The organism is Halomonas sp. E14, from assembly GCF_052568415.1.
Window position 1 is genome coordinate 1,716,189 of the sequence record NZ_CP199423.1, and the last position, 17,778, is coordinate 1,733,966.

At 66.8% G+C, this 17,778-nt stretch carries 16 protein-coding genes; 11 read left to right on the plus strand and 5 right to left on the minus strand.

Annotation, left to right across the window (positions count from 1 at the left end):
* Positions 1–58: 58 nt before the first annotated feature.
* Genes ACT7B3_RS07945 through ACT7B3_RS07955 form a run of 3 tightly spaced genes read right to left on the minus strand, consistent with a single transcriptional unit; the run spans position 59 to position 4,664 of the window.
* A complete protein-coding gene (locus ACT7B3_RS07945; protein WP_445157526.1) occupies positions 59–1,267 on the minus strand; it encodes an NADH:flavin oxidoreductase in 1,209 nt (402 codons plus the stop codon).
* Positions 1,268–1,269: 2 nt separating this feature from the next.
* Positions 1,270–3,669, minus strand: coding sequence for an efflux RND transporter permease subunit (locus ACT7B3_RS07950; RefSeq protein ID WP_445157527.1), 2,400 nt, complete (start codon positions 3,667–3,669; stop codon positions 1,270–1,272).
* Positions 3,666–4,664: a WD40/YVTN/BNR-like repeat-containing protein gene (locus tag ACT7B3_RS07955; RefSeq protein ID WP_445157528.1), complete on the minus strand. Its 999-nt coding sequence runs from the start codon at positions 4,662–4,664 to the stop codon at positions 3,666–3,668. The genes ACT7B3_RS07950 and ACT7B3_RS07955 overlap by 4 nt, the downstream gene beginning before the upstream one ends.
* 207 nt (positions 4,665–4,871) lie before the next feature.
* Between ACT7B3_RS07955 and ACT7B3_RS07960 the strand changes: the two genes are divergently transcribed.
* The 6 genes from ACT7B3_RS07960 to ACT7B3_RS07985 all read left to right on the plus strand — a co-directional run bounded on the left by ACT7B3_RS07960 (position 4,872) and on the right by ACT7B3_RS07985 (position 11,394).
* Positions 4,872–6,107: an acyl-CoA dehydrogenase family protein gene (locus tag ACT7B3_RS07960; RefSeq protein ID WP_445157529.1), complete on the plus strand. Its 1,236-nt coding sequence runs from the start codon at positions 4,872–4,874 to the stop codon at positions 6,105–6,107.
* 17 nt (positions 6,108–6,124) lie between these two features.
* Positions 6,125–7,195, plus strand: a complete 1,071-nt coding sequence (locus ACT7B3_RS07965; protein ID WP_445157530.1) for a 2Fe-2S iron-sulfur cluster-binding protein — start codon at positions 6,125–6,127, stop codon at positions 7,193–7,195.
* A gap of 84 nt (positions 7,196–7,279) precedes the next feature.
* On the plus strand, positions 7,280–8,050 hold the full coding sequence (locus ACT7B3_RS07970; RefSeq protein WP_445157531.1) for an SDR family NAD(P)-dependent oxidoreductase: 771 nt from the start codon (positions 7,280–7,282) through the stop codon (positions 8,048–8,050).
* A gap of 13 nt (positions 8,051–8,063) precedes the next feature.
* Positions 8,064–9,155: an alkene reductase gene (locus ACT7B3_RS07975; protein ID WP_445157532.1), complete on the plus strand. Its 1,092-nt coding sequence runs from the start codon at positions 8,064–8,066 to the stop codon at positions 9,153–9,155.
* A 143-nt stretch (positions 9,156–9,298) separates the two neighbouring features.
* Positions 9,299–10,480 (plus strand): helix-turn-helix transcriptional regulator, encoded by a 1,182-nt coding sequence (locus ACT7B3_RS07980; protein ID WP_445157533.1) that lies wholly within the window; start codon positions 9,299–9,301, stop codon positions 10,478–10,480.
* 71 nt (positions 10,481–10,551) lie between these two features.
* A complete protein-coding gene (locus ACT7B3_RS07985; protein ID WP_445157534.1) occupies positions 10,552–11,394 on the plus strand; it encodes an SDR family NAD(P)-dependent oxidoreductase in 843 nt (280 codons plus the stop codon).
* Between the two features lie 115 nt (positions 11,395–11,509).
* On the opposite strand, the gene ACT7B3_RS07990 is transcribed toward ACT7B3_RS07985, so the two are convergent.
* Both ACT7B3_RS07990 and ACT7B3_RS07995 read right to left on the minus strand, forming a co-directional pair.
* Complete coding sequence (locus tag ACT7B3_RS07990; RefSeq protein ID WP_445157535.1) at positions 11,510–12,265, minus strand: SDR family NAD(P)-dependent oxidoreductase; 756 nt, start codon at positions 12,263–12,265, stop codon at positions 11,510–11,512.
* A 36-nt stretch (positions 12,266–12,301) separates the two neighbouring features.
* On the minus strand, positions 12,302–13,093 hold the full coding sequence (locus tag ACT7B3_RS07995; protein WP_445157536.1) for an enoyl-CoA hydratase: 792 nt from the start codon (positions 13,091–13,093) through the stop codon (positions 12,302–12,304).
* Positions 13,094–13,233: 140 nt separating this feature from the next.
* Here ACT7B3_RS07995 and ACT7B3_RS08000 point away from each other — a divergent pair, with 140 nt between their 5' ends.
* The 5 genes from ACT7B3_RS08000 to ACT7B3_RS08020 are packed head-to-tail and all read left to right on the plus strand — an operon-like array spanning position 13,234 to position 17,776.
* Positions 13,234–14,022: an SDR family oxidoreductase gene (locus ACT7B3_RS08000; RefSeq protein WP_445157537.1), complete on the plus strand. Its 789-nt coding sequence runs from the start codon at positions 13,234–13,236 to the stop codon at positions 14,020–14,022.
* A 49-nt stretch (positions 14,023–14,071) separates the two neighbouring features.
* Positions 14,072–15,046 (plus strand): bifunctional MaoC family dehydratase N-terminal/OB-fold nucleic acid binding domain-containing protein, encoded by a 975-nt coding sequence (locus tag ACT7B3_RS08005; protein WP_445157538.1) that lies wholly within the window; start codon positions 14,072–14,074, stop codon positions 15,044–15,046.
* A 9-nt stretch (positions 15,047–15,055) separates the two neighbouring features.
* Positions 15,056–16,189, plus strand: coding sequence for an acyl-CoA dehydrogenase family protein (locus ACT7B3_RS08010; RefSeq protein WP_445157539.1), 1,134 nt, complete (start codon positions 15,056–15,058; stop codon positions 16,187–16,189).
* Complete coding sequence (locus tag ACT7B3_RS08015) at positions 16,161–16,601, plus strand: MaoC family dehydratase (protein ID WP_445157540.1); 441 nt, start codon at positions 16,161–16,163, stop codon at positions 16,599–16,601. Before ACT7B3_RS08010 ends, ACT7B3_RS08015 begins: the two co-directional genes overlap by 29 nt.
* Positions 16,598–17,776 (plus strand): lipid-transfer protein, encoded by a 1,179-nt coding sequence (locus tag ACT7B3_RS08020; RefSeq protein WP_445157541.1) that lies wholly within the window; start codon positions 16,598–16,600, stop codon positions 17,774–17,776. The genes ACT7B3_RS08015 and ACT7B3_RS08020 overlap by 4 nt, the downstream gene beginning before the upstream one ends.
* The last annotated feature ends 2 nt before the right edge of the window (positions 17,777–17,778 follow it).

A 17,778-nucleotide genomic window follows, 5' to 3' on the forward strand; every position in this document is an offset into this window, starting at 1 on the left:
CGGGCCGGGTAATGACGATCGGGCCGGGCGGCGGCAGCTCCCTTGCGCCCCTGGCCGGCTAGCCCGCCGCCGGCTGGCGATTGAGCCGAGGGTCGCCGGGGGCCTTCAGCACGCAGGAGGTGCCGCCCTCGGTGTACATCATGGCTACGCAGCGGTTGCAGTGGGTGCAGCCGCTCTGATGGTCCGCACCCCGGCACACCGCGGCCACGAAGTCCGGGTCGTGAATCAGCACTCGCCCCAGGGCGACGGCCTCGAAGCCTTCTCCCAGGACCTGGTGGACATTGGCGGCGCTGTTTACGCCGCCCAGGTAGGCCAGGGGCAGCGATACCGCCTGGCGCACCCGACGGGCCTTCTCGAGCAGGTAGAGTTCGCGAAAGGGCACCTCGCGCTGAAAGCGCTGCTGCAGGAACATGGCCGCCTTCATGAGCGGATTGGTGACCACGGCACGGTTCTCGGCCGGAAACGAGGAGCCGAACATGGTGGTGATCGACTCGGCGTTGAGGCCGGCGCTGAGCACCAGCATATGGGCTCCCTCGCGCTCCAGCAGGCGGGCAATGGCGACTCCCTCTTCGGTGCGATTCCCGCCCCGACAGCCGTCGGTCATGCTGTACTTGCAGATCACCGCCATCTCGTCGCCCACCGCGTCGAGCACGCGTCGCAGCACGCGCAGGGGAAAGCGCGCGCGGCCTTCGATATCGCCTCCGTACGCATCGCGCCGCTGATTATAGAGTGGCGAGAGGAACTGGCTGAGCAGGTAGCCGTGCCCCATATGGATCTCCACCGCATCGAACCCGGCGCGCCTGGCCAGGCGCGCCGCCTTGGCAAATTGGGCGGCGACCGCCTCCATCTCCTGCTCGCCCATGGCGCGCTTGAGCAGTTGGCCGCTCATCATGCCGATCTTGTTCACGCCGCCGCTGGCCGACCAGGGGCGGCCGTGTCCGCGCACGAAGGTGAAGCAGCCGCCGTGGGTGATCTGGGCAGAAGCCGCGCCCCCCTGCCGGTGCACCGCCTCGGTCAGCGCCTGGAGGTGGGGCAGGGCCGTCTCGTTCAGCACGATCTGGTCATTCAGGGTGGTGCCGGCCGCACTCACGGCGCAGTAGGCGAGGGTGGTGAGGCCGGCGCCGCCGGCGGCGACCGCCTCGTGAAAGCGCACCAACTGGCGCGTCGGCAGCCCCTGACGAGACATGCCCTCGTTGGTGGCGGCCTTGATCAGCCGGTTGCGAAGAGTCAGCGGGCCAATGCGCAGTGGCGTAGAGGGGTGGCGCATAATCAGGCTCCTCCCTGGGTGGCCGGCTCGAGATGAGTATCGGCAGTGGCTGCAGCCTGGCGCTCGTGGCGGCCCACGCCCAGCCAGTAGGCCAAGGCGGGCAGCACGAAAATGGCGCCCAGCACGTTGACCAGGAACATGAAGGCAAGCAGGACGCCCATGTCGGCCTGGAACTTCAGCGACGACATGGCCCAGGTGGCCACGCCGATCGACATGGTCAGGGCGGTGAAAGCCGCGGCGGTGCCGCGCTGCTTCAGCGCCTGATAGTAGGCCTCGCGCAGCGGCAGGTTGTCACGCCGCAATATGCTCTGCAGGCGCTCGTAGATATAGACCCCGTAGTCGACCCCGACGCCTACGCCAAGCGGAATGACCGGCAGCGTGGAGACCTTGAGTCCGATGCCCAGTAGCGACATCAGGGCGTTGCAGAGGATGGAGACGACGGTCAGCGGTACCAGCACGCACAGGACCCCGCGCCAGGAGCGGAAGGTCAGCCAGCAGAGCAGGGCGATGGCGGCAAAGATCGACACCAGCATCCGGGTTTCCGAGCGCTCTACGGCCTCGTTGGTGGCCGCGGTGACCCCGGCATTGCCGCCGGCCAGCCGGAAGGTGATCCCGGGGGTGCTGTCCTGGTCGATGAAGCGCTGGGCCTCGCCGACCACATGCTTGAGCGTGGCGTTCTCCTGATCCTCCAGGTAGACCATCAGGTTGATGGTTTCGCACATGGGGGTGTTGAGTCCGTTCTCCGGATTGGCCGCATGGCCTCCAGCCCGCAGGGACATCTCCGAGCGCTGAAGCGTCTGCCAGCGCGGATTGGCCTCGTTGTTGCCGGCAACGTGGAGCTTGGCGAGCCCCGCCACCGTGCTGACCGACTCGACGCCCTCGACGCCGCGCATGCGGTGGTCGAAGCGGTCCACGGCGTTCATGATCGCCCAGTTGAGGCAGGCCTCGTGCTGACCGTCCGTTTCGGCGTAGATGGAGAGCACGTTCATGCCGATGGAGTACTCCTGCATGATCCTGGCGTTATCCAGGTTGTAGCGTGAGTCGGGCCGGAGTTCGGGGACGCCGTCGCCGATGTCGCCGACCACCAGCTTCTGCGACTGGTAGGTGCCGGCGGCCAGCAGCACCAGCATGACCGCCAGGCTCAGCAGCGCAGGACCCGGCGTTGCCAGGCGTGAGACCGGCCACCAGAGGCGATGGCGATGCTGGATGGCCGCGCCGCCGAGAGTCAGGCGGTCGGTCTTGAGGTAGGAGAGAATGATTGGCATGAAGATAATGTTGGAGAAGATCATCAGGCCGATGCCCAGGCAGGCGGTGACCCCCAGCTCATGAAGCATGGGGATGTCGATCATCATGATGACCAGGAAGCCGAAGACATTGGTTAGGAGTGCCACGCTGCCCGGAATCGCCAGCTTGCGGAAGGCATTTTCCGCTGACGCTGCCGCGGTCAGGCCGCTGGCCACCTCCTGTTTCCAGGCGTTGATCATCTGGACGGCGTGGGAGACCGACATGGAAAAGAGCAGGAAGGGCACCAGCATCGACATGGGATCGATGCCGTATCCCATCAGTGGCAGGATGCCGAGCAGCCAGATGACCGGCAGGATGGCCACGAAGATGGCGAAGGCCGTGAGGCGCAGCGAGCGAGAGTAGGCCCAGAGCAGCAGGGTGGTGATCACGAACGCGATGGCGAAGAAGGTCAGCACCGTGCCGAGCCCATCCATGATGTCGCCGAGCACCTTGGGAAACCCGACGATATGCACCTCGATCTTATCGTTTTCTAGCTGCTGGCGGATGCTCTCAAGATGTTCCGCCACGGCGGCATAGTCGGTGCGCTCGCCGGTGGCGGGGTCGAACTCCAGCAGCTCGGCCTGAACCATGGCGGCGCCCTGGTCATTGGCCACCAGGTTGCCGATCTGCCCAGACTTCGCAACGTTACTGCGCACCTGCGCCAGATCCTCCTCACTGCCGGTGAAGCGTGAGGGAATCACCTCCCCCCCCATGAACCCGTACTCGGTTACTTCCACGTAGCGGGTCTCGGGGGTGAAGAGCGAGCGAACCGTGGTGCGGTTGACGCCCGGGGTGAAGTAGACCTCGTCGGTGGCCTGGCGTAGGCGCTCCATGAACGCCGGATTGAAGATATCGCCGTCGCCCTGCCACTCCAGGCTCACCATGATGCGGTTGGAGCCGGTGAAGTTCTCGGAGTGCTGGTGATAGGCCTCCATGAATTCGTGGTTCTGGGGCAGCAGTTTGGTGAGGCCGGCATCGAAGCGGGCCTGGGTGGCCGACCAGGCGAGTAGTACCGTGGCCAGCAGCAGCAGCAGCCCGATTACGGTTCTGGCCTGGATCAGCCTTGGGGCAATGAAATCTACCAGCCTGGGAATCGCGGTCTGGATCAGGTTGATCATGAGGAAGCTCCTGCGTCAGAAAGCTGAGCCAGCGGAGTGGCGTCGACCCGGTGGAGCAGGCCGCGGCTGGTGGTCAGCCACCATTCGCCGGCGGGATCCAGGTAGATGTCCGTCAGGGTGGCGCTGCCGCCGCTGTGTAGCAGCTCGAAGGTGTTGCCGCGATCAGAGGTGGCCAGCAGGATGCCCCCCTGGCCGCCAATGACCAGGGTGTCGGCGTTAAGTCTCAGGTGGGCATGCAACGAGATGGGGGCGTCTAGCTGGATTCGTTCCCAGTGGCGGCCATGGTCCTGGGTCACGAAGAGGTTGCCGCGCATCCCGTAGGCCACCCAGCGCCCGCCGTGCAGATGGCTGATGCCGTATAGGGAGCCCTCGTAGAATTCGGGCAGCACTTCCCAGTTCATGCCTCTGTTACTGGAGCGAATGACGGTACCGGCCTCGCCTACGATCATCCAGTGGCGCTGGTCCTGGCTGCTGGCAATGGCATTGAGGTGCCAGTCGGTGTCTTCCGGGGCCGGCTCCTGTTCCCAGGTGAGCCCTTCGTCGGTGGAGCGAAGCACCAGGCCGAAGGCGCCAATGGCGAGCCAGTCCCCCGAGGGCAGCCTGGCCAGGTCCATGAGGGGCTCCCCGAACGCTTCATCGAAGGCGACTTCCTGCCAGTGCTCACCGCCGTCGGTGGTGCGCAGCACCCAGCCCTCGTGGCCGATGGCGAGCCCCAGGCTGCCCTCCTCGGCGAAGACCATTCGCGTGATCAGCGCATGGCGCTGGGTATCGATCTTCGTCAGGCGCCAAGTGCTGCCTTGGTCGTCGGACATCATGATCTTGCCGAGCTCGCCCGCGGTCACCAGTCCCGCTGAGGTGCGCGTGATGCCGGTAAGCAGCATCTCCTCGATGGGAAGCGTCGTCGATTCCAGGGGCGTGGGCGTGCGCGGTGAGAACGCGTATAGCGCCGCCGTCGCCACCAGCAGCGTAGTGAACAGGCCGACCAGTGATCGCATGGGGCTCATCTCCTTGGCTGGAGTGGGTTGTTATTGGCTGTCCCGATTATTCGCGAGCCGGTGTCGACCACATCGTCCAAACGGTCTAGTGGGACGCGCGGCGGCGGCGCTAGTCCGTATTGACGATGAGGGGCGGCGGGGCGAGTGAAAGGCTTGCTGGCAGGAGCACTTCCCGTGCTCATCGCAAGCCAAGACAGGAGAGACAAAATGGGCGTGATCTTCGATGAGGCGGGGGCCCCGACCGCTGGTAGCGAGGCCTGGATGACCCCCGATGCGGTGGCGCTGCTGGAGCGCGTCGAAGCGTTGGTGCCGACGTTGGCGGAGCGTGCCGCCGACGCTGAGCGTGTCGGCAAGGTGCCCGTGGAAACGGTACGCGAGATGCAGCAGGCCGGCGTGTTCCGCGTACTGCAGCCCCGCCGCTGGGGGGGCTATGAGCTGGATCCGCGAGTCTTCTACCGTGTACAGATGGCCCTGGCACGAGGGTGCATGTCGACCGCCTGGATCTACGGGGTGATCGGCGTGCATAACTGGCAGCTGCCGCTTTTCCCCGAGCAGGCCCAACGTGACGTCTGGGGGGAGGAGGGCGAACGCAGTGATACTCTGATTGCCTCCACCTATATGCCGGTCGGCAAGGCGGAGCCGGTGGAGGGCGGCTATCGCTTCTCCGGTCGCTGGGGTTTCTCCAGCGGCGTGGAGCACTGCCAGTGGATCTTCCTGGGCGGCCTGCTACCCCGCGAGGATGGCGGCGAGGGGCTTGAGCACACCACTTTCCTGCTGCCGCGGGAAGACTTCGAGATCGTCGAGAACTGGGACGTGCATGGCCTGCGCGCGACCGGCAGTCACGATATCGTGGTCAAGGATGCCTTCGTGCCGGCCCACCGTACCCAGCGCACCAACAACCACAGCGACAACGGCTGCCCTGGGCGAGCCCTCAATGAGGGCTGGCTCTATCGCATTCCGTTCACTCAAGTCTTCCAGCGGGCCGTCTCCACTGCCTGTATCGGCGCCCTGGACGGTGCCATTGCCGAGTTTCGCCAGCGTGCGGCCGCGCATGTGGGCAAGCACGGCGCCAAGACGGCGGAAGATCCCAATGCGCAGATGGCCGTGGCCCAGGCGATGCTCCGCAGTGACGAGCTTAAGCTGGTGCTGATGCGCAACTTCCAGCAGATCGTTGACCACGCGCACCAGGGGACCCAGATGGAGGTCGAGGATCGCCTGCTTCAGCGCGCCCAGTCGGCGCTGGTGGCCAAGACCTGCGCCGCCCATGTGGATGAGCTGCTGCGCGCCTGTGCGGCGTCGGGGCTCTACCGCAGCAATCCCATCGAGCGAATCGTGCGCGACATTCATCAGGCACGGGGGCACATCGCCAATAACACCGACGCCTACGCGCGGTCGTTCGGGGCGGTGATGCTTGGCCTTCCCAACGCCGATCCCTACATCTGAAGACGCTGGAGGGGTACATGGACGCTTCACGCTACCACTCCCTGCGCGTGCGCGAGGTCATCAACGAAACCCCCGATGCCTGCTCGATCTGGCTGGAGGTACCCGGGGCTCAGCGGAACGCCTTCGCCTACCGCCCCGGCCAGTTCCTGACGGTGCGGCTGCCGGCAGAGAGCGAGGCGATCCAGCGCTGCTACTCCCTCTCTAGCACGCCCGGCCTGGATGGCGATCTCAGGATCACCGTGAAGCGGGTGCCTGGCGGGCTGGGCTCCAACTGGATCTGCGATGCGCTGGCGCCGGGGGAGCGTCTGCAGAGCCTGGCGCCGGCGGGGCGCTTCGTCGCTGATACTCCCGAGGGCGACTTCCTGCTCTTCGCCGGCGGCAGCGGCATCACGCCGGTGCTGTCGATCCTGCGCGCCGTACTGGCCGAAGGGCACGGCCGTGTCTGTCTGGTCTTTGCCAATCGCGACGAGCGCTCGGTCATCTTCGCCGACCTGCTGCGCGAGCTGCAGGGGCAGTACCCGGAGCGGCTGCAGGTGATCCATCTGCTCGACTCCGTGCAGGGGCCGCCGCGTCGAGAGCAGCTGATGTGGCTGGCCAGGCCCTGGTGGCATGCGCAGGTCTTCATCTGCGGTCCTGGTCCTTTTATGGCGGCGGTGGAGGAGGCCATGAGCGCCCTGGGCGTACCGCCCGAGCGGGTGCGCCTCGAGCGCTTTCTTTCGCCGCCGAGTCGCCCGGCTGCCCTGGAGTCGGCGACGCCAGCGTCTTCGTCAGCGGCGGAGGCCGTCACCTCAACCGAGCCGGCCGCCAGCGAGGGGGAGAGCGAGGTCAGCGTGACCTTGAACGGAGAGACGCTGCGGTTCCAGTGCCGCGCCGACGAGACGCTGATCGAGGCGGCTGAACGACAAGGCATCCTGCTGCCCAGCGCCTGCCAGTCCGGTATGTGCGCCACCTGCATGTGCCGGGTCGAGGAGGGCAAGGTGCTGCTGCTGCACAACGACGTGCTCGATGAGCGTGACCTGGCCCGGGGCATGACGCTGAGCTGCCAAGCCCAGCCGGCCAGTCCGCGACTGGTGCTGAGGTTTCTCTAGTCCTTGCGGACGATGGCGCGGCGCGGAGAGTTCGACAGGGTGATGGGACAGGCAATCGCTAACTGAGATGGTGGAGGATACGGCATGAGCGGCAAGGTGCAGGACAAGGTGGCCTTCGTGACAGGAGGTGGTAGCGGCATCGGCGAGGCGACCGCAAAATTGCTGGCCCGGGAAGGCGCCAGGGTAGTGATTTGTGGGCGGCGCGAGGCGCCGCTGCAGGGCGTGGTCGAGGCGATCCGCGCCGAAGGCGGTCAGGCCGAGGCTGTGGTGGCCGATGTCAGCGATGAAGCAGCACTCGTCGCGGCCCTGGAACAGACCGCCAAGCGTCACGGCAGCCTGGATATCCTGGTCAATAATGCCATGGCCTTTACCTGGGGGCCGCTGGTGGAGATGAGCACCGCAGAGTGGCATCAGAATTTTGCGGCCACGGTGGATGGCACCTTCTGGGCGACCCGCACGGCCCTGCGGCTGATGAAGGGCCGCGGCGGCGCGATCGTCAACCTGGCTTCGATCTGTGGCGAGCTGGGCACCGCCGGCATGTCGGGCTACTCCGCCTCGAAGGCAGCGGTCATCAACTTCTCCCGGGCGGCCGCCGCCGAGGGCGCGGCCGATGGCGTCCGGGTCAACGTGGTGGTGCCGGCGGTAGTCGAGACGCCGGCCACCGCCGGCATGCTGGCCGACGAGGCCAGCCGTCGCAGCACCGAGAAGCTGATCCCCATGGGGCGCGTCGGGCGCCCCGAGGAACTGGCCGAAGCGGTGCTCTTTCTGGCCAGCGAGTCGGCTTCCTACATCACCGGTGCCACCCTGCCCGTCGACGGTGGGCGCAGCGCCGTGCTGATCACGGCCATGGACTAGCTGGAGGCTTGGCATGAGCGAAGTGCAAGAACATAGCGGGCAGGTGGCGGCCCAGGTGGATGTCCTGCTGACACCGACGCGCCTTGGGGCGCTGGAACTCGCCAACCGCATCGTGATGGCGCCGATGACGCGCAATCGTGCCGCGGCAGACGGCGTGCCCACACAGATGATGGCCGATCACTATGCGGCCCGCGCCGAGGCGGGGCTGATCGTGGCCGAGGGCACCTGGCCTTGTGCCGAGGGCCAGGCCTACTGTCGTCAGCCGGGGATCGTCACCGCAGAGCAGGTTGCCGGGTGGCGCAGGGTGACCGATGCCGTTCACCGCCGCGGAGGGCGCATCGTGCTGCAGATCATGCATGCTGGACGTATCGGGAGCCGCCATGTCAAGGGGCCGGGCGTTGCGACCCTAGGGCCCAGCGATGAAGCCGCTCGAGGGGAGGTCTTCACCGACGAGAGCGGCATGCAGCCCTTCGATACGCCGCGAGCCATGACCACCGCCGAGGTGGTCGAGGCGGTGGCCATACACGGCCGCGCCGCGCGGCTCGCCAGGGAAGCCGGCTTCGACGGCGTGGAGCTGCACGGCACCAGTGGCTATCTGCCGATGCAGTTTCTTTGTGCGCGCACCAACCGACGCGATGACGCCTACGGTGGCAACATCGCGAATCGCGTGCGCTTCGTGGTTGAGTGCCTCGAGGCCATGAGCGCCGAGATCGGCGCCGACCGGGTGGGGCTGCGCCTCAATCCCGGCAACACCTATAACGACGTGAGCGACGTCGAGTCGGTGGAGACCCATCGCGAGCTGCTGCGTCGGGTGGCGCCGCTGGGACTGGCCTATCTGCACATGATGCGCTCCCCGCTCGAGGACCTGGATGCCTTTGCCCTGGCGCGGGCCTCCTTCCAAGGGCCGCTGGTGCTCAACAACGGCTTTTCCCCCGAAAGCGCCGCCGAGGCGGTGGCCTCCGGCGAGGGGGAGGCGGTCTCCTTTGCGCGCCACTTCATCGCCAACCCCGACCTGGTCGAAAAGGTTCGCCGCGGTGAGGCGCCCTGTGCGTTTGACAGGAAGATTCTTTATACGCCTGGCCCCGAGGGCTATGTGGAAGCCTGAGTGCTGCGATTCAGGCCAGCTTAAGAAGTATACGTTGGTGGTATACATTCGGTTGGCCACAGTCGCTAAGTTAACGCAAACCCTCCACTTCCAACGATAACGAAAGCGGCCCTCTCGGGGGCCGCCTAGGGGGCGCCAAGAGTATGACCACCCTGGATCTGGATACCTACGATAAGCTGGTATCGAGCCTCTACGAGGCAGCCCATGAGACTGAGCATTGGCGCACGGCGCTCGACATCGTCAAAGAGCTGTTTGCGGCCAACTTCGTCACCCTGATCCTGCGGGTGCCCTCTCAGGATGAGACCGGCCTGATGGTGGCCGTAGGTCGCGTCCAAGGTCGTGAACTCGGTGACGCTAGCGTCAGTTACTTCCCCTATCAGCACCAGACTACCCCTTTCTCGAACTTATCGGCCAACAAGGTATTTACCGTTGAGGACGTCATGAGCGAAGGGGAGTGGCGGCAGAGCAGCTACCGGAAACACTGGTGCGCTCCGAGCGGGGTGTACCATCTGCTGGGCGCCGACATCGAGACCCCTGATGCAGGTCGGCTGCGCTTTCGTATCACCCGCGATGAGAGCTCACCGGGCTTTGGTACGGAGGAGCGGGCCTTGTGCGAACGCATCATTCCCCATCTGCGACGTGCCCTGGCGCTGCACAACCAGCTTGATCGCACTGCCTCGATGAGCGCCCTCTACTGCCAAGCGGTAGAGAAACTCTCCCTTGGCATGATTCTGGTCGACGAGAGCGGCCTAGTCATCGATCAGAACCTGGCGGCGCGGCACCTGATCGAGATCGAAGATGGGCTCAAGGTCGTCGGCGGGCGCCTGGAAGCCTTCTACCCCAGCGACAACAAGGAGCTGCGCCGGTTGATTCGCCAGGCCTTCAGCCAAGCCGAAACTGAGACCGGGGGGGTGGGCTTTCCCGAGGCCATGTCGCTGACTCGTCCTTCTGGGGAGGTCAACCTGGGCGTGGTGGTGGAGCCCATCGCACGCACCGCCTGGGCCGATGGCAAGGGGCAGCCAGCCGCCGCGGTCTATATCCGCGACGCGGTGGGGCGCTCCCAGGCCAGCAGCGAAGTGGCCAAGAAGCTCTTCGGCCTGACGCCCGCCGAGACGCAGCTCTCCCTGCAGCTGGCCAACGGCCTGTCTCTTGAGGAGGCGGCCGAAGAGCTGGGCATTCGCCGCAATACGGCACGCGCTCACCTGCGCTCGATTTTTTCCAAGACCGGCGTCAGACGCCAGACTGAACTGGTTAGACTTTTTCTCAACAGCGTGGCGCCGTTGGGCGGCGGACTTGGTAGCGAGCTGGACTCCTTGGCCAGCTAGTCCGACTGAAGGATGCTCCTTTTCGCAGCAGAGCCCAGCATGGTGGTGATGCCAGCCAAGAAGAGAATCTCATGAGCCGCAGAGTCGCTTTTATTACCGGTGCCAGTCGCGGAATCGGGCGCGCCACGGCGCTTGCCTTTGCAAGGGCCGGCTTCGACCTGGTGATTACCGGACGTACCCAGGTGGAGGGCCAGCTGCACGAGCACGCGCTGTCCCGTGCCGACGGCACACCGCTCCCGGGAAGCCTGGCCGAAACCGCCCAGGCGCTGAAAGAGTGCGGCGCCGAAGTGCTGGCGCTGCCCATGGACCTTTTGGACAGCGCTTCGGTAGAGGCGTCGGCGCAGCAGGCGCTGGCCCACTTTGGCCGCGTGGATGTGCTGATCAACAATGCCATCTACCAGGGGCGCGACCTCAACGCGCCCTTCATGGCGCTTACGGCAGAGACCCTGACCCGCGTCGCCCAGGGCTACCTGATCGCCCCGGTGCTGCTGACGCAGGCGCTGCTGCCGGCCATGCTGTCCCGGAGCGGCGGCGTGGTGATCAACATCACCTCTGGCGCCGGAGAGAAGGATCCGCCGCTGCCGGCCGATAAGGGCGGCTGGGGCTATGCCTATGGTGCCGGCAAGGCGGCCGTCTCGCGGCTCTCGGGGGTGCTGGCGCGGGAGTTCGGGGATCAGGGCATCCGGGCCTACACGGTCAACCCTGGCGTGGTGGCCACGGAGGCGCTGCAGGCTACCCTGGGGGAGGATGGCGAGCTGGCCCGTCGCTACGGCGCGGTATCGCCGGCGCTGCCGGCGGCGGTGCTGCTGTGGCTGGCCACCGCGCCTGAAGCCGAGTCGCTACAGTATCGCACCCTGGATGCCCAGCCCCTTGCCCGTGAGCGTGGCCTGTTCGCGGAGAGGGAGGCCGGCTAGCAGGGCGGGGCTTCGCGATCAAATCAAGAAGCGCAAGAGGGTGTGAAGAACCCAAATGAAGGGCCCGCTCAACGAGTGGGCCCTTACCATTGACGTTTTTGCACAGCCAGTGGCTTCAGGCGGTCAGGCTGCCACCGTTGAGGGCGTGGACCTGCCCGGTGACCCAGCTCGCTTGCTCCGAGGCCAGGTAAGCGACCCCGGCGCCCACGTCGTGGGGAGAGCCCGCCCGGGCCACCGCGCAGGATTTCCTCGCGATCGCCTCGGCGCCCTGCCAGTTGTTCATCGTACCCAGCGAGACGGCGTTGACGGTGACGCCCTGGCGGCCGGTCTCCGCAGCAAGTTGCCGGATGAAGCCGACGGCGCCGGCCTTGGAGGCGGCGTAGGCGGCGATTCCCATGGGCACGCCGGCCCGCCAGGACTCTGAGGTAATCGCGATGATCCGCCCCCAGCCCTGCTCCAGCATGCCGGGCAGCACCGCCTGGCAGCCGTGCATCAGGCCGTAGAGGTTGAGGTCGATATAGGCCTTCCACTCCTCCGGCGCGCTCTCCATGAAGCGGCCATAGGTCATGCCGCCCACCGGGACGCCGGCATTGGCGACAAAGATGTCGATGCCTCCCCAGCTCGCCTGAACGCCGGCGACCATCTCGTGAAGCTGTGCAGGGTCGGTGATGTCCGCCGGAGCGGCGAGGGCGTCATGGCCCTCGTTGACCAGGCATTCGGCCGCCTCGCGCGCGCGCTCGGGCAGTGCGTCGTTGACGGCCACCCGGGCACCCTGGCGGGCCAGGGCGCGGGCTATGCCAAGCCCCATGCCGCGTCCGGCGCCGGTCACCAGGGCGCGCTTGCCGGTGAGCGTGAAGAGTGGTTGAAACATGTCGACCTCCTTGAGCGGTGGGCAGGCGGGCGGCGTTCAGCGCCCGGTGAACTGAGGGCGGCGCTTCTCCAGAAAGGCCAGCATGCCTTCCCGCTGATCTTGGGAGGCGAACATCAGTGCGTTGGCCTTGCGCTCGATGGCCAGGGCGCTTTCGAGGGGGGCATCGAGGCCGGCGAGGATCACCTCCTTGATCTGCTCGGCCGCCAGCGGCGAGAGCTCGGCGATCTGCGCCGCCACTTCCAGAGCGCGGGGCGCCACCTGCTCATCGGGCACCAGCTCGCTGACCAGGCCGGCCACCCATGCCTCGTGGGCCGTGATGGGGCGCCCGGTCAGCGCCATCTGCATGGCCTTGGCCTTGCCTACCGCTCTGACCAGCCGCTGAGTGCCGCCGATGCCCGGCATGATGCCGATGCGAATTTCCGGCTGGCAGAAGCTGGCCCCCTCGCCGGCAATGAGCACATCGGCCAGCATCGCCAGCTCGCAGCCGCCGCCGAAGGCGTAGCCGTTGATCGCTGCGACCACCGGCTTCGGGCAGTGCTGAATCGGCGCCCAGAGCCTTTCGGTATGACGGCGGTGAATCTCGATCGGGTCGGCCTCGATCATGCTGCGAATATCGCCGCCGGCGGCGAACACGCGGTCACCGCCGGTGAGCACGATGCAGCGGGCCCGCTCGTCCTCGCCCAGTTCGCGGAAATAGGCGGAGAGCCGCGTCTGCAGTTCGAGGCTAAGAGCGTTGGTGGCCTCGGGACGGTGCAGGGTCAGCCTTGCCACGCCCTCGGCCGGCCAGTCCAGCAGAACCGGCGGCGCTGTCTCATCTGTTGCTGTCATGGACGTCACTCTCGAACTGGGGGTCTGGGAAATGGTCGCCCTCGCCGCGGATGTCGCCATCGTCCGTTCAGACGAAGTGGCCGATGAGCCGTGCTCTCTAGACTGGCGTCATGGTGTCAGAGGCAAGCGAGGAGAGCCGGATGCAGCCAGTCAGATCATCAATGCCCGATTACTCGGGGCGCGTGGTGCTGGTCACAGGGGGGACCCGAGGCGTCGGGGCGGGTATCGCCCGCTGTTTCCTGGAGGCGGGGGCCGACGTGGTGGTGTGTGGACGCCGGGCGCCCGGCCAGCTGCCGGAAGCCGATGGTCGTCGCGCCGACTTTCTCGAGGCAGACGTGCGCGATCGGGACTCCCAGCAGGACATGTTCGAGCGCATCGCATCACGCTACGGGCGTCTGGACGTGCTGATCAACAACGCCGGGGGCAGCCCTGCGGCGGAGGCGGACGAGGCCTCGCCGCGCTTCCACGAGAGCATCCTGCGCCTCAACCTCATCGCGCCCCTGGAGCTGGCCCAGCATGCCAACCGGATGATGCAGCGCCAGCCGGAAGGAGGCTGCATCGTCTTTATCGGCAGCATCAGCGCCCTGCGCGCTTCCCCGGGCACTGCCGCCTACGGTGCGGCCAAGGCGGGCGTGCTGTCGCTGGTGCAATCGCTGGCGGTGGAGTGGGCTCCCAAGGTGCGCGTCGTCGCCGTCAGCCCCGGACTGGTGCAGACCGAGCAGTCCCATCTGCACTACGGCGACGAAGCGGGCATCGCACGGGTCGCCGAGACCATTCCGGCGGGCCGGCTGGCCGCGCCGGAGGATATCGGCCGCGCCTGCTGCTTCATCGCTTCGCCGCTGGCGAGCTATGCCAGCGGCTGCAACCTGCTGCTTCACGGCGGCGGCGAGCGTCCCGCCTTTCTCTCCGCCAGCAGCGCCGCCCCCTAACCCTTTCGCGGCTGCCGCAGGGTAGCCGGACATGCAGGAGACCCAACCCGTGGCTGAACAAGAGTGGATATCCGAAGTGCGTGCCCTGGTGGGGCGTGAATATGGACGCGTCTACGCCTGGGATCGCGTCAATGCGCCGATGATTCGCCAATGGTGCGAGGCGATGGGGGTCGACAACCCCCTCTATACCGACGAGGCCTATGCGCTGACCACCGAGCATGAAGGCATCGTGGCCCCTCCCGCCATGCTGCAGGCCTGGTGCCTGGAGGGCATGCACCAGAACAATTACCCGCCCGGCTCCACCGACGAGAACCCCTACGAGGCGCTCAAGCTCCTGGAGGCGCAGGGGTTTGCCTCGGTGGTGGCGGTCAACTCGGACCTGAGCTTCGAGCGCTATGTGCGTCTGGGTGAAAGGCTCTACTACACCACTCGGCTCGACTCGGTCAGCGAGGAGAAAAGCACGGGTCTTGGCACCGGCTACTTCGTCACCCTGGTGATGCGCTTCTTTGCAGAGGCACCCGGCGGCGACGAGCCGGTGGGGCAGCTGATGTTTCGTGTCTTCAAGTTCCGGCCGGTCCAGGTGGCCAAGGCCAAGCCGGCCCGGGTCGAAGACGTGCCTGCCAGCGTGCCGCGCCCGCGTCCCGGCATCAGCGACGACACTCGCTTCTTCTGGGAGGGGTGCCAGGTCGGCGAGCTGCGCATCCAGCGCTGCAGCGCCTGCGGCGAGCTTCAGCACCCTCCCGGCCCCGCCTGCAGCCACTGTCAGTCACTCGACCTGAGCTACGAGACGGTCAGCGGACAGGGGCATCTCTACTCCTTCGTCATCATGCACTATCCCGAAGTGCCGCCCTTCGCCTACCCGAACCCCATCGGCCTGGTGGAGCTGGACGAGGGCGTGCGCCTGGCCGCTGGCCTTGTCGACGTGGACCCCGACCGCCTGGAGATCGGGCAGCGTCTCGAGGTGGTCTTCAATACCTTTGATGGCGACCTGGTACTCCCCCAGTTTCGCCCGGCAAGTGCTTGAGGAGGCGGCATGGATTTCACGATGAGCGAAGAGCAGCAGGCCATCGCCGAGATGGCGCGGGGGCTGTTCGGTGACCACTCCCATGACGAGGCCTTGCAGCGCTTCGATGCGTCCGGTGAGCCCTGGCTGGTGCCGCTCTGGGAGGCCTGCATCGAGACCGGGCTTCACTCCCTGCTGATTCCCGACGCCCAGGGGGGCAGCGGGCTTGGCATGACGGAGCTGATGCTGGTGCTGCAGGCCCAGGGGGAATCGCTTGGCCCGGTGCCGCTGTGGCGTCACCAGCTGGCCGCCACTCTGCTGGCAACATTCGGCGACAGCGCCGAGGCGCCGCTGGTGGAGGCGGCGGCGGCCGGCCACCGGCTGCTCACTCTGGGCAGCATTGATGCCGTTGTCGCGCAGCGGCCCTGTCTCTTGGCCCAGCCTCACCCGGATGGCTGGACGCTGGCCGGCACCCTGGCAGCGGTGCCTTACGCCGAGCAGGCGGCGCTGGTCATCGTGCCGCTGGCCCTGCCGGACGGCATGCGGCTGGCCTGGCTGGACCCCGCAAGCGCCGGAGTGACGCGACGCGGGGGCGTCATGGCCCAGGGCGAACCGGTGTGCGACCTCGGGTGTGACGGCGTGGTGATCGGCCACTCGCAGCTGCTGCCGGAGCCGGCGCTGACCTGGCTGCGTCCGCGCGCGGTAGCGGCCCTGGCGGCGCTGCAGCTGGGCGTAAGTGAGGCCCAACTGCGCCATACCGTGACCTATGTCACCGAGCGGTGCCAGTTCGATCAGCCCATCGGCAGCTTCCAGGCGGTCCAGATGAGCATGGCCGATGCGCGCATCGACCTGGAGACGCTGCGCTCGACGCTCTGGCAGCTCTGCTACCGCCTGGATGCCGGGCTCGCCTGCGAGGCCGAGGCGGCCAGCGTAGCCTGGCTCGCCTGTGAGGCGGGGCATCGCATCGGCCATCGCGCCCAGCACGTGCACGGCGGCATTGGCGTCGACATTACCTATCCGATTCATCGCTACCTCTACTGGAGCCGCGTGCTGGGCAGTGAGCTGGGCGGCGGCAGCGCCGTGCTCGACGCCCTGGGGCAGTGGCTGGCTGAACATGACACTCTGGGATGGAAATATGACCTCGAAGAACATGCGGCATCTTGACGATGTGACAGTGGGTGAGTCGCTGCCCGAGCTGTCGATTCCCATCACCGTGACGCTGATCGCCGGCGGCGCGGTGGCCACCCGCGACTACTTTCCCGGCCACCACGACAAGGACGCGGCCCAGGCGCTGGGTTCGCCCCATGTCTTCATGAACATCCTGACCACCAGCGGTTTGGCGCAGCGCTTCGTGGAAGAGTGGGCCGGCCCCGGGGCGCGTTTTCTCGACCTCAAGATCAAGCTGGGCGCGCCCAACTACCCCGGTGACACCATGGTGTTCAGCGGAGAGGTGAGCGCCGTGGACAGCGCCGCGCGCAGCGTTGACGTGAGCTTCAAGGGCAAAAACTCCATGGGCAGCCACGTGACTGGAACGGCAACCTTGCAGCTGCCCCTCGACGAGGAGAGACGAGCATGACGGATCAGTCGATTGCCGGCCGCGCCGCCATCGTGGGGCTCGGCGCCACGGAGTTTTCCAAGAACTCGGGACGCACCGAGCTGCGCCTGGCCATGGAGGCGACCCTGGCGGCCCTGGCCGATGCGGGCATCGACCCGGCAGAGGTAGACGGCTTCAGCAGCTACAGTGTCGATAAAGTGCCCGAGTATGAGATCGCGCGGCTGCTGGGATGTCGCGAGGTGCGCTTCTTCTCCCAGGTGCCCCACGGCGGTGGCGCCGCCTGCGGCCCGATCATGCACGCCGCCATGGCCGTGGCCACCGGGATGGCGACTACGGTGGTGGTTTACCGCTCCCTGAACGAGCGCTCCTGGTACCGCTTCGGCAGTGGCAGCTACGGCTTCGGCGATACCCCCATCTTCGACAACGTCAACTACGGCTGGTACATGCCTCACGGCTTCCACACCCCGGCGGCCTGGGTGGGCATGTTCGCCCGCCGATACATGCACGCCTACGGGGCCACCTCCGAAGACTTCGGCCGGGTGGCGGTGGCGGCGCGGGACTTTGCCGCCACCAACCCGGAGGCCTTCTTCTACCAGAAGCCCATCACCCTGGAGGAGCATCAGGCGTCGCGCTGGATCTGCGAGCCGCTGCACCTGCTCGACTGCTGCCAGGAGTCCGACGGGGCCGTGGCGATGGTGATTACGCGCCGCGACCGGGCGCGGGATCTTACCGACCGCCCGGTGGTGATCAAGGCGGGTGCCCAGGGCATGGCCGAGGGCCAGCAGAGCATGACCTCCTTCTATCGGCAGGAGATCACCGGGCTGCCGGAGCTCGGCGTCGTGGCGCGCGCTCTTTATGGCCAGTCGGGACTCGCCCCGGAGGCCATTCAGACGGCGGTGCTCTACGACCACTTCACGCCCTTCGTGCTGCCTCAGCTTGAGGAGTTCGGCTTCGCACCACGCGGCGAGGCGAAGGAGTTCGTGCGCGCTGGCCACCACGCCCGGGGAGGCCGGCTGCCCATCAATACCCATGGCGGGCAGATCGGCGAGGCCTACATCCACGGCATGAACGGCGTGGCCGAAGCGGTGCGCCAGGTGCGCGGCACTGCGGTCAACCAGGTGGAGAGCGTGGAGAATGTGCTGGTCACGGCGGGCACCGGTGTGCCGACCAGCGGCCTGATTCTGGGCAGAGAGTGAGG

Coding starts and splice junctions, on each gene's coding strand:
- ACT7B3_RS07970 (WP_445157531.1), top strand. CDS start 7,280: ATGAGCGGCAAGGTGCAGGACAAGGTGGCCTTCGTGACAGGAGGTGGT.
- ACT7B3_RS07990 (WP_445157535.1), bottom strand. CDS start 12,265: ATGTTTCAACCACTCTTCACGCTCACCGGCAAGCGCGCCCTGGTGACC.
- ACT7B3_RS07945 (WP_445157526.1), bottom strand. CDS start 1,267: ATGCGCCACCCCTCTACGCCACTGCGCATTGGCCCGCTGACTCTTCGC.
- ACT7B3_RS08010 (WP_445157539.1), top strand. CDS start 15,056: ATGGATTTCACGATGAGCGAAGAGCAGCAGGCCATCGCCGAGATGGCG.
- ACT7B3_RS07950 (WP_445157527.1), bottom strand. CDS start 3,669: ATGATCAACCTGATCCAGACCGCGATTCCCAGGCTGGTAGATTTCATT.
- ACT7B3_RS07975 (WP_445157532.1), top strand. CDS start 8,064: ATGAGCGAAGTGCAAGAACATAGCGGGCAGGTGGCGGCCCAGGTGGAT.
- ACT7B3_RS08000 (WP_445157537.1), top strand. CDS start 13,234: ATGCAGCCAGTCAGATCATCAATGCCCGATTACTCGGGGCGCGTGGTG.
- ACT7B3_RS08020 (WP_445157541.1), top strand. CDS start 16,598: ATGACGGATCAGTCGATTGCCGGCCGCGCCGCCATCGTGGGGCTCGGC.
- ACT7B3_RS07955 (WP_445157528.1), bottom strand. CDS start 4,664: ATGCGATCACTGGTCGGCCTGTTCACTACGCTGCTGGTGGCGACGGCG.
- ACT7B3_RS07985 (WP_445157534.1), top strand. CDS start 10,552: ATGAGCCGCAGAGTCGCTTTTATTACCGGTGCCAGTCGCGGAATCGGG.
- ACT7B3_RS08015 (WP_445157540.1), top strand. CDS start 16,161: ATGACCTCGAAGAACATGCGGCATCTTGACGATGTGACAGTGGGTGAG.
- ACT7B3_RS07965 (WP_445157530.1), top strand. CDS start 6,125: ATGGACGCTTCACGCTACCACTCCCTGCGCGTGCGCGAGGTCATCAAC.
- ACT7B3_RS07960 (WP_445157529.1), top strand. CDS start 4,872: ATGGGCGTGATCTTCGATGAGGCGGGGGCCCCGACCGCTGGTAGCGAG.
- ACT7B3_RS07980 (WP_445157533.1), top strand. CDS start 9,299: ATGACCACCCTGGATCTGGATACCTACGATAAGCTGGTATCGAGCCTC.
- ACT7B3_RS07995 (WP_445157536.1), bottom strand. CDS start 13,093: ATGACAGCAACAGATGAGACAGCGCCGCCGGTTCTGCTGGACTGGCCG.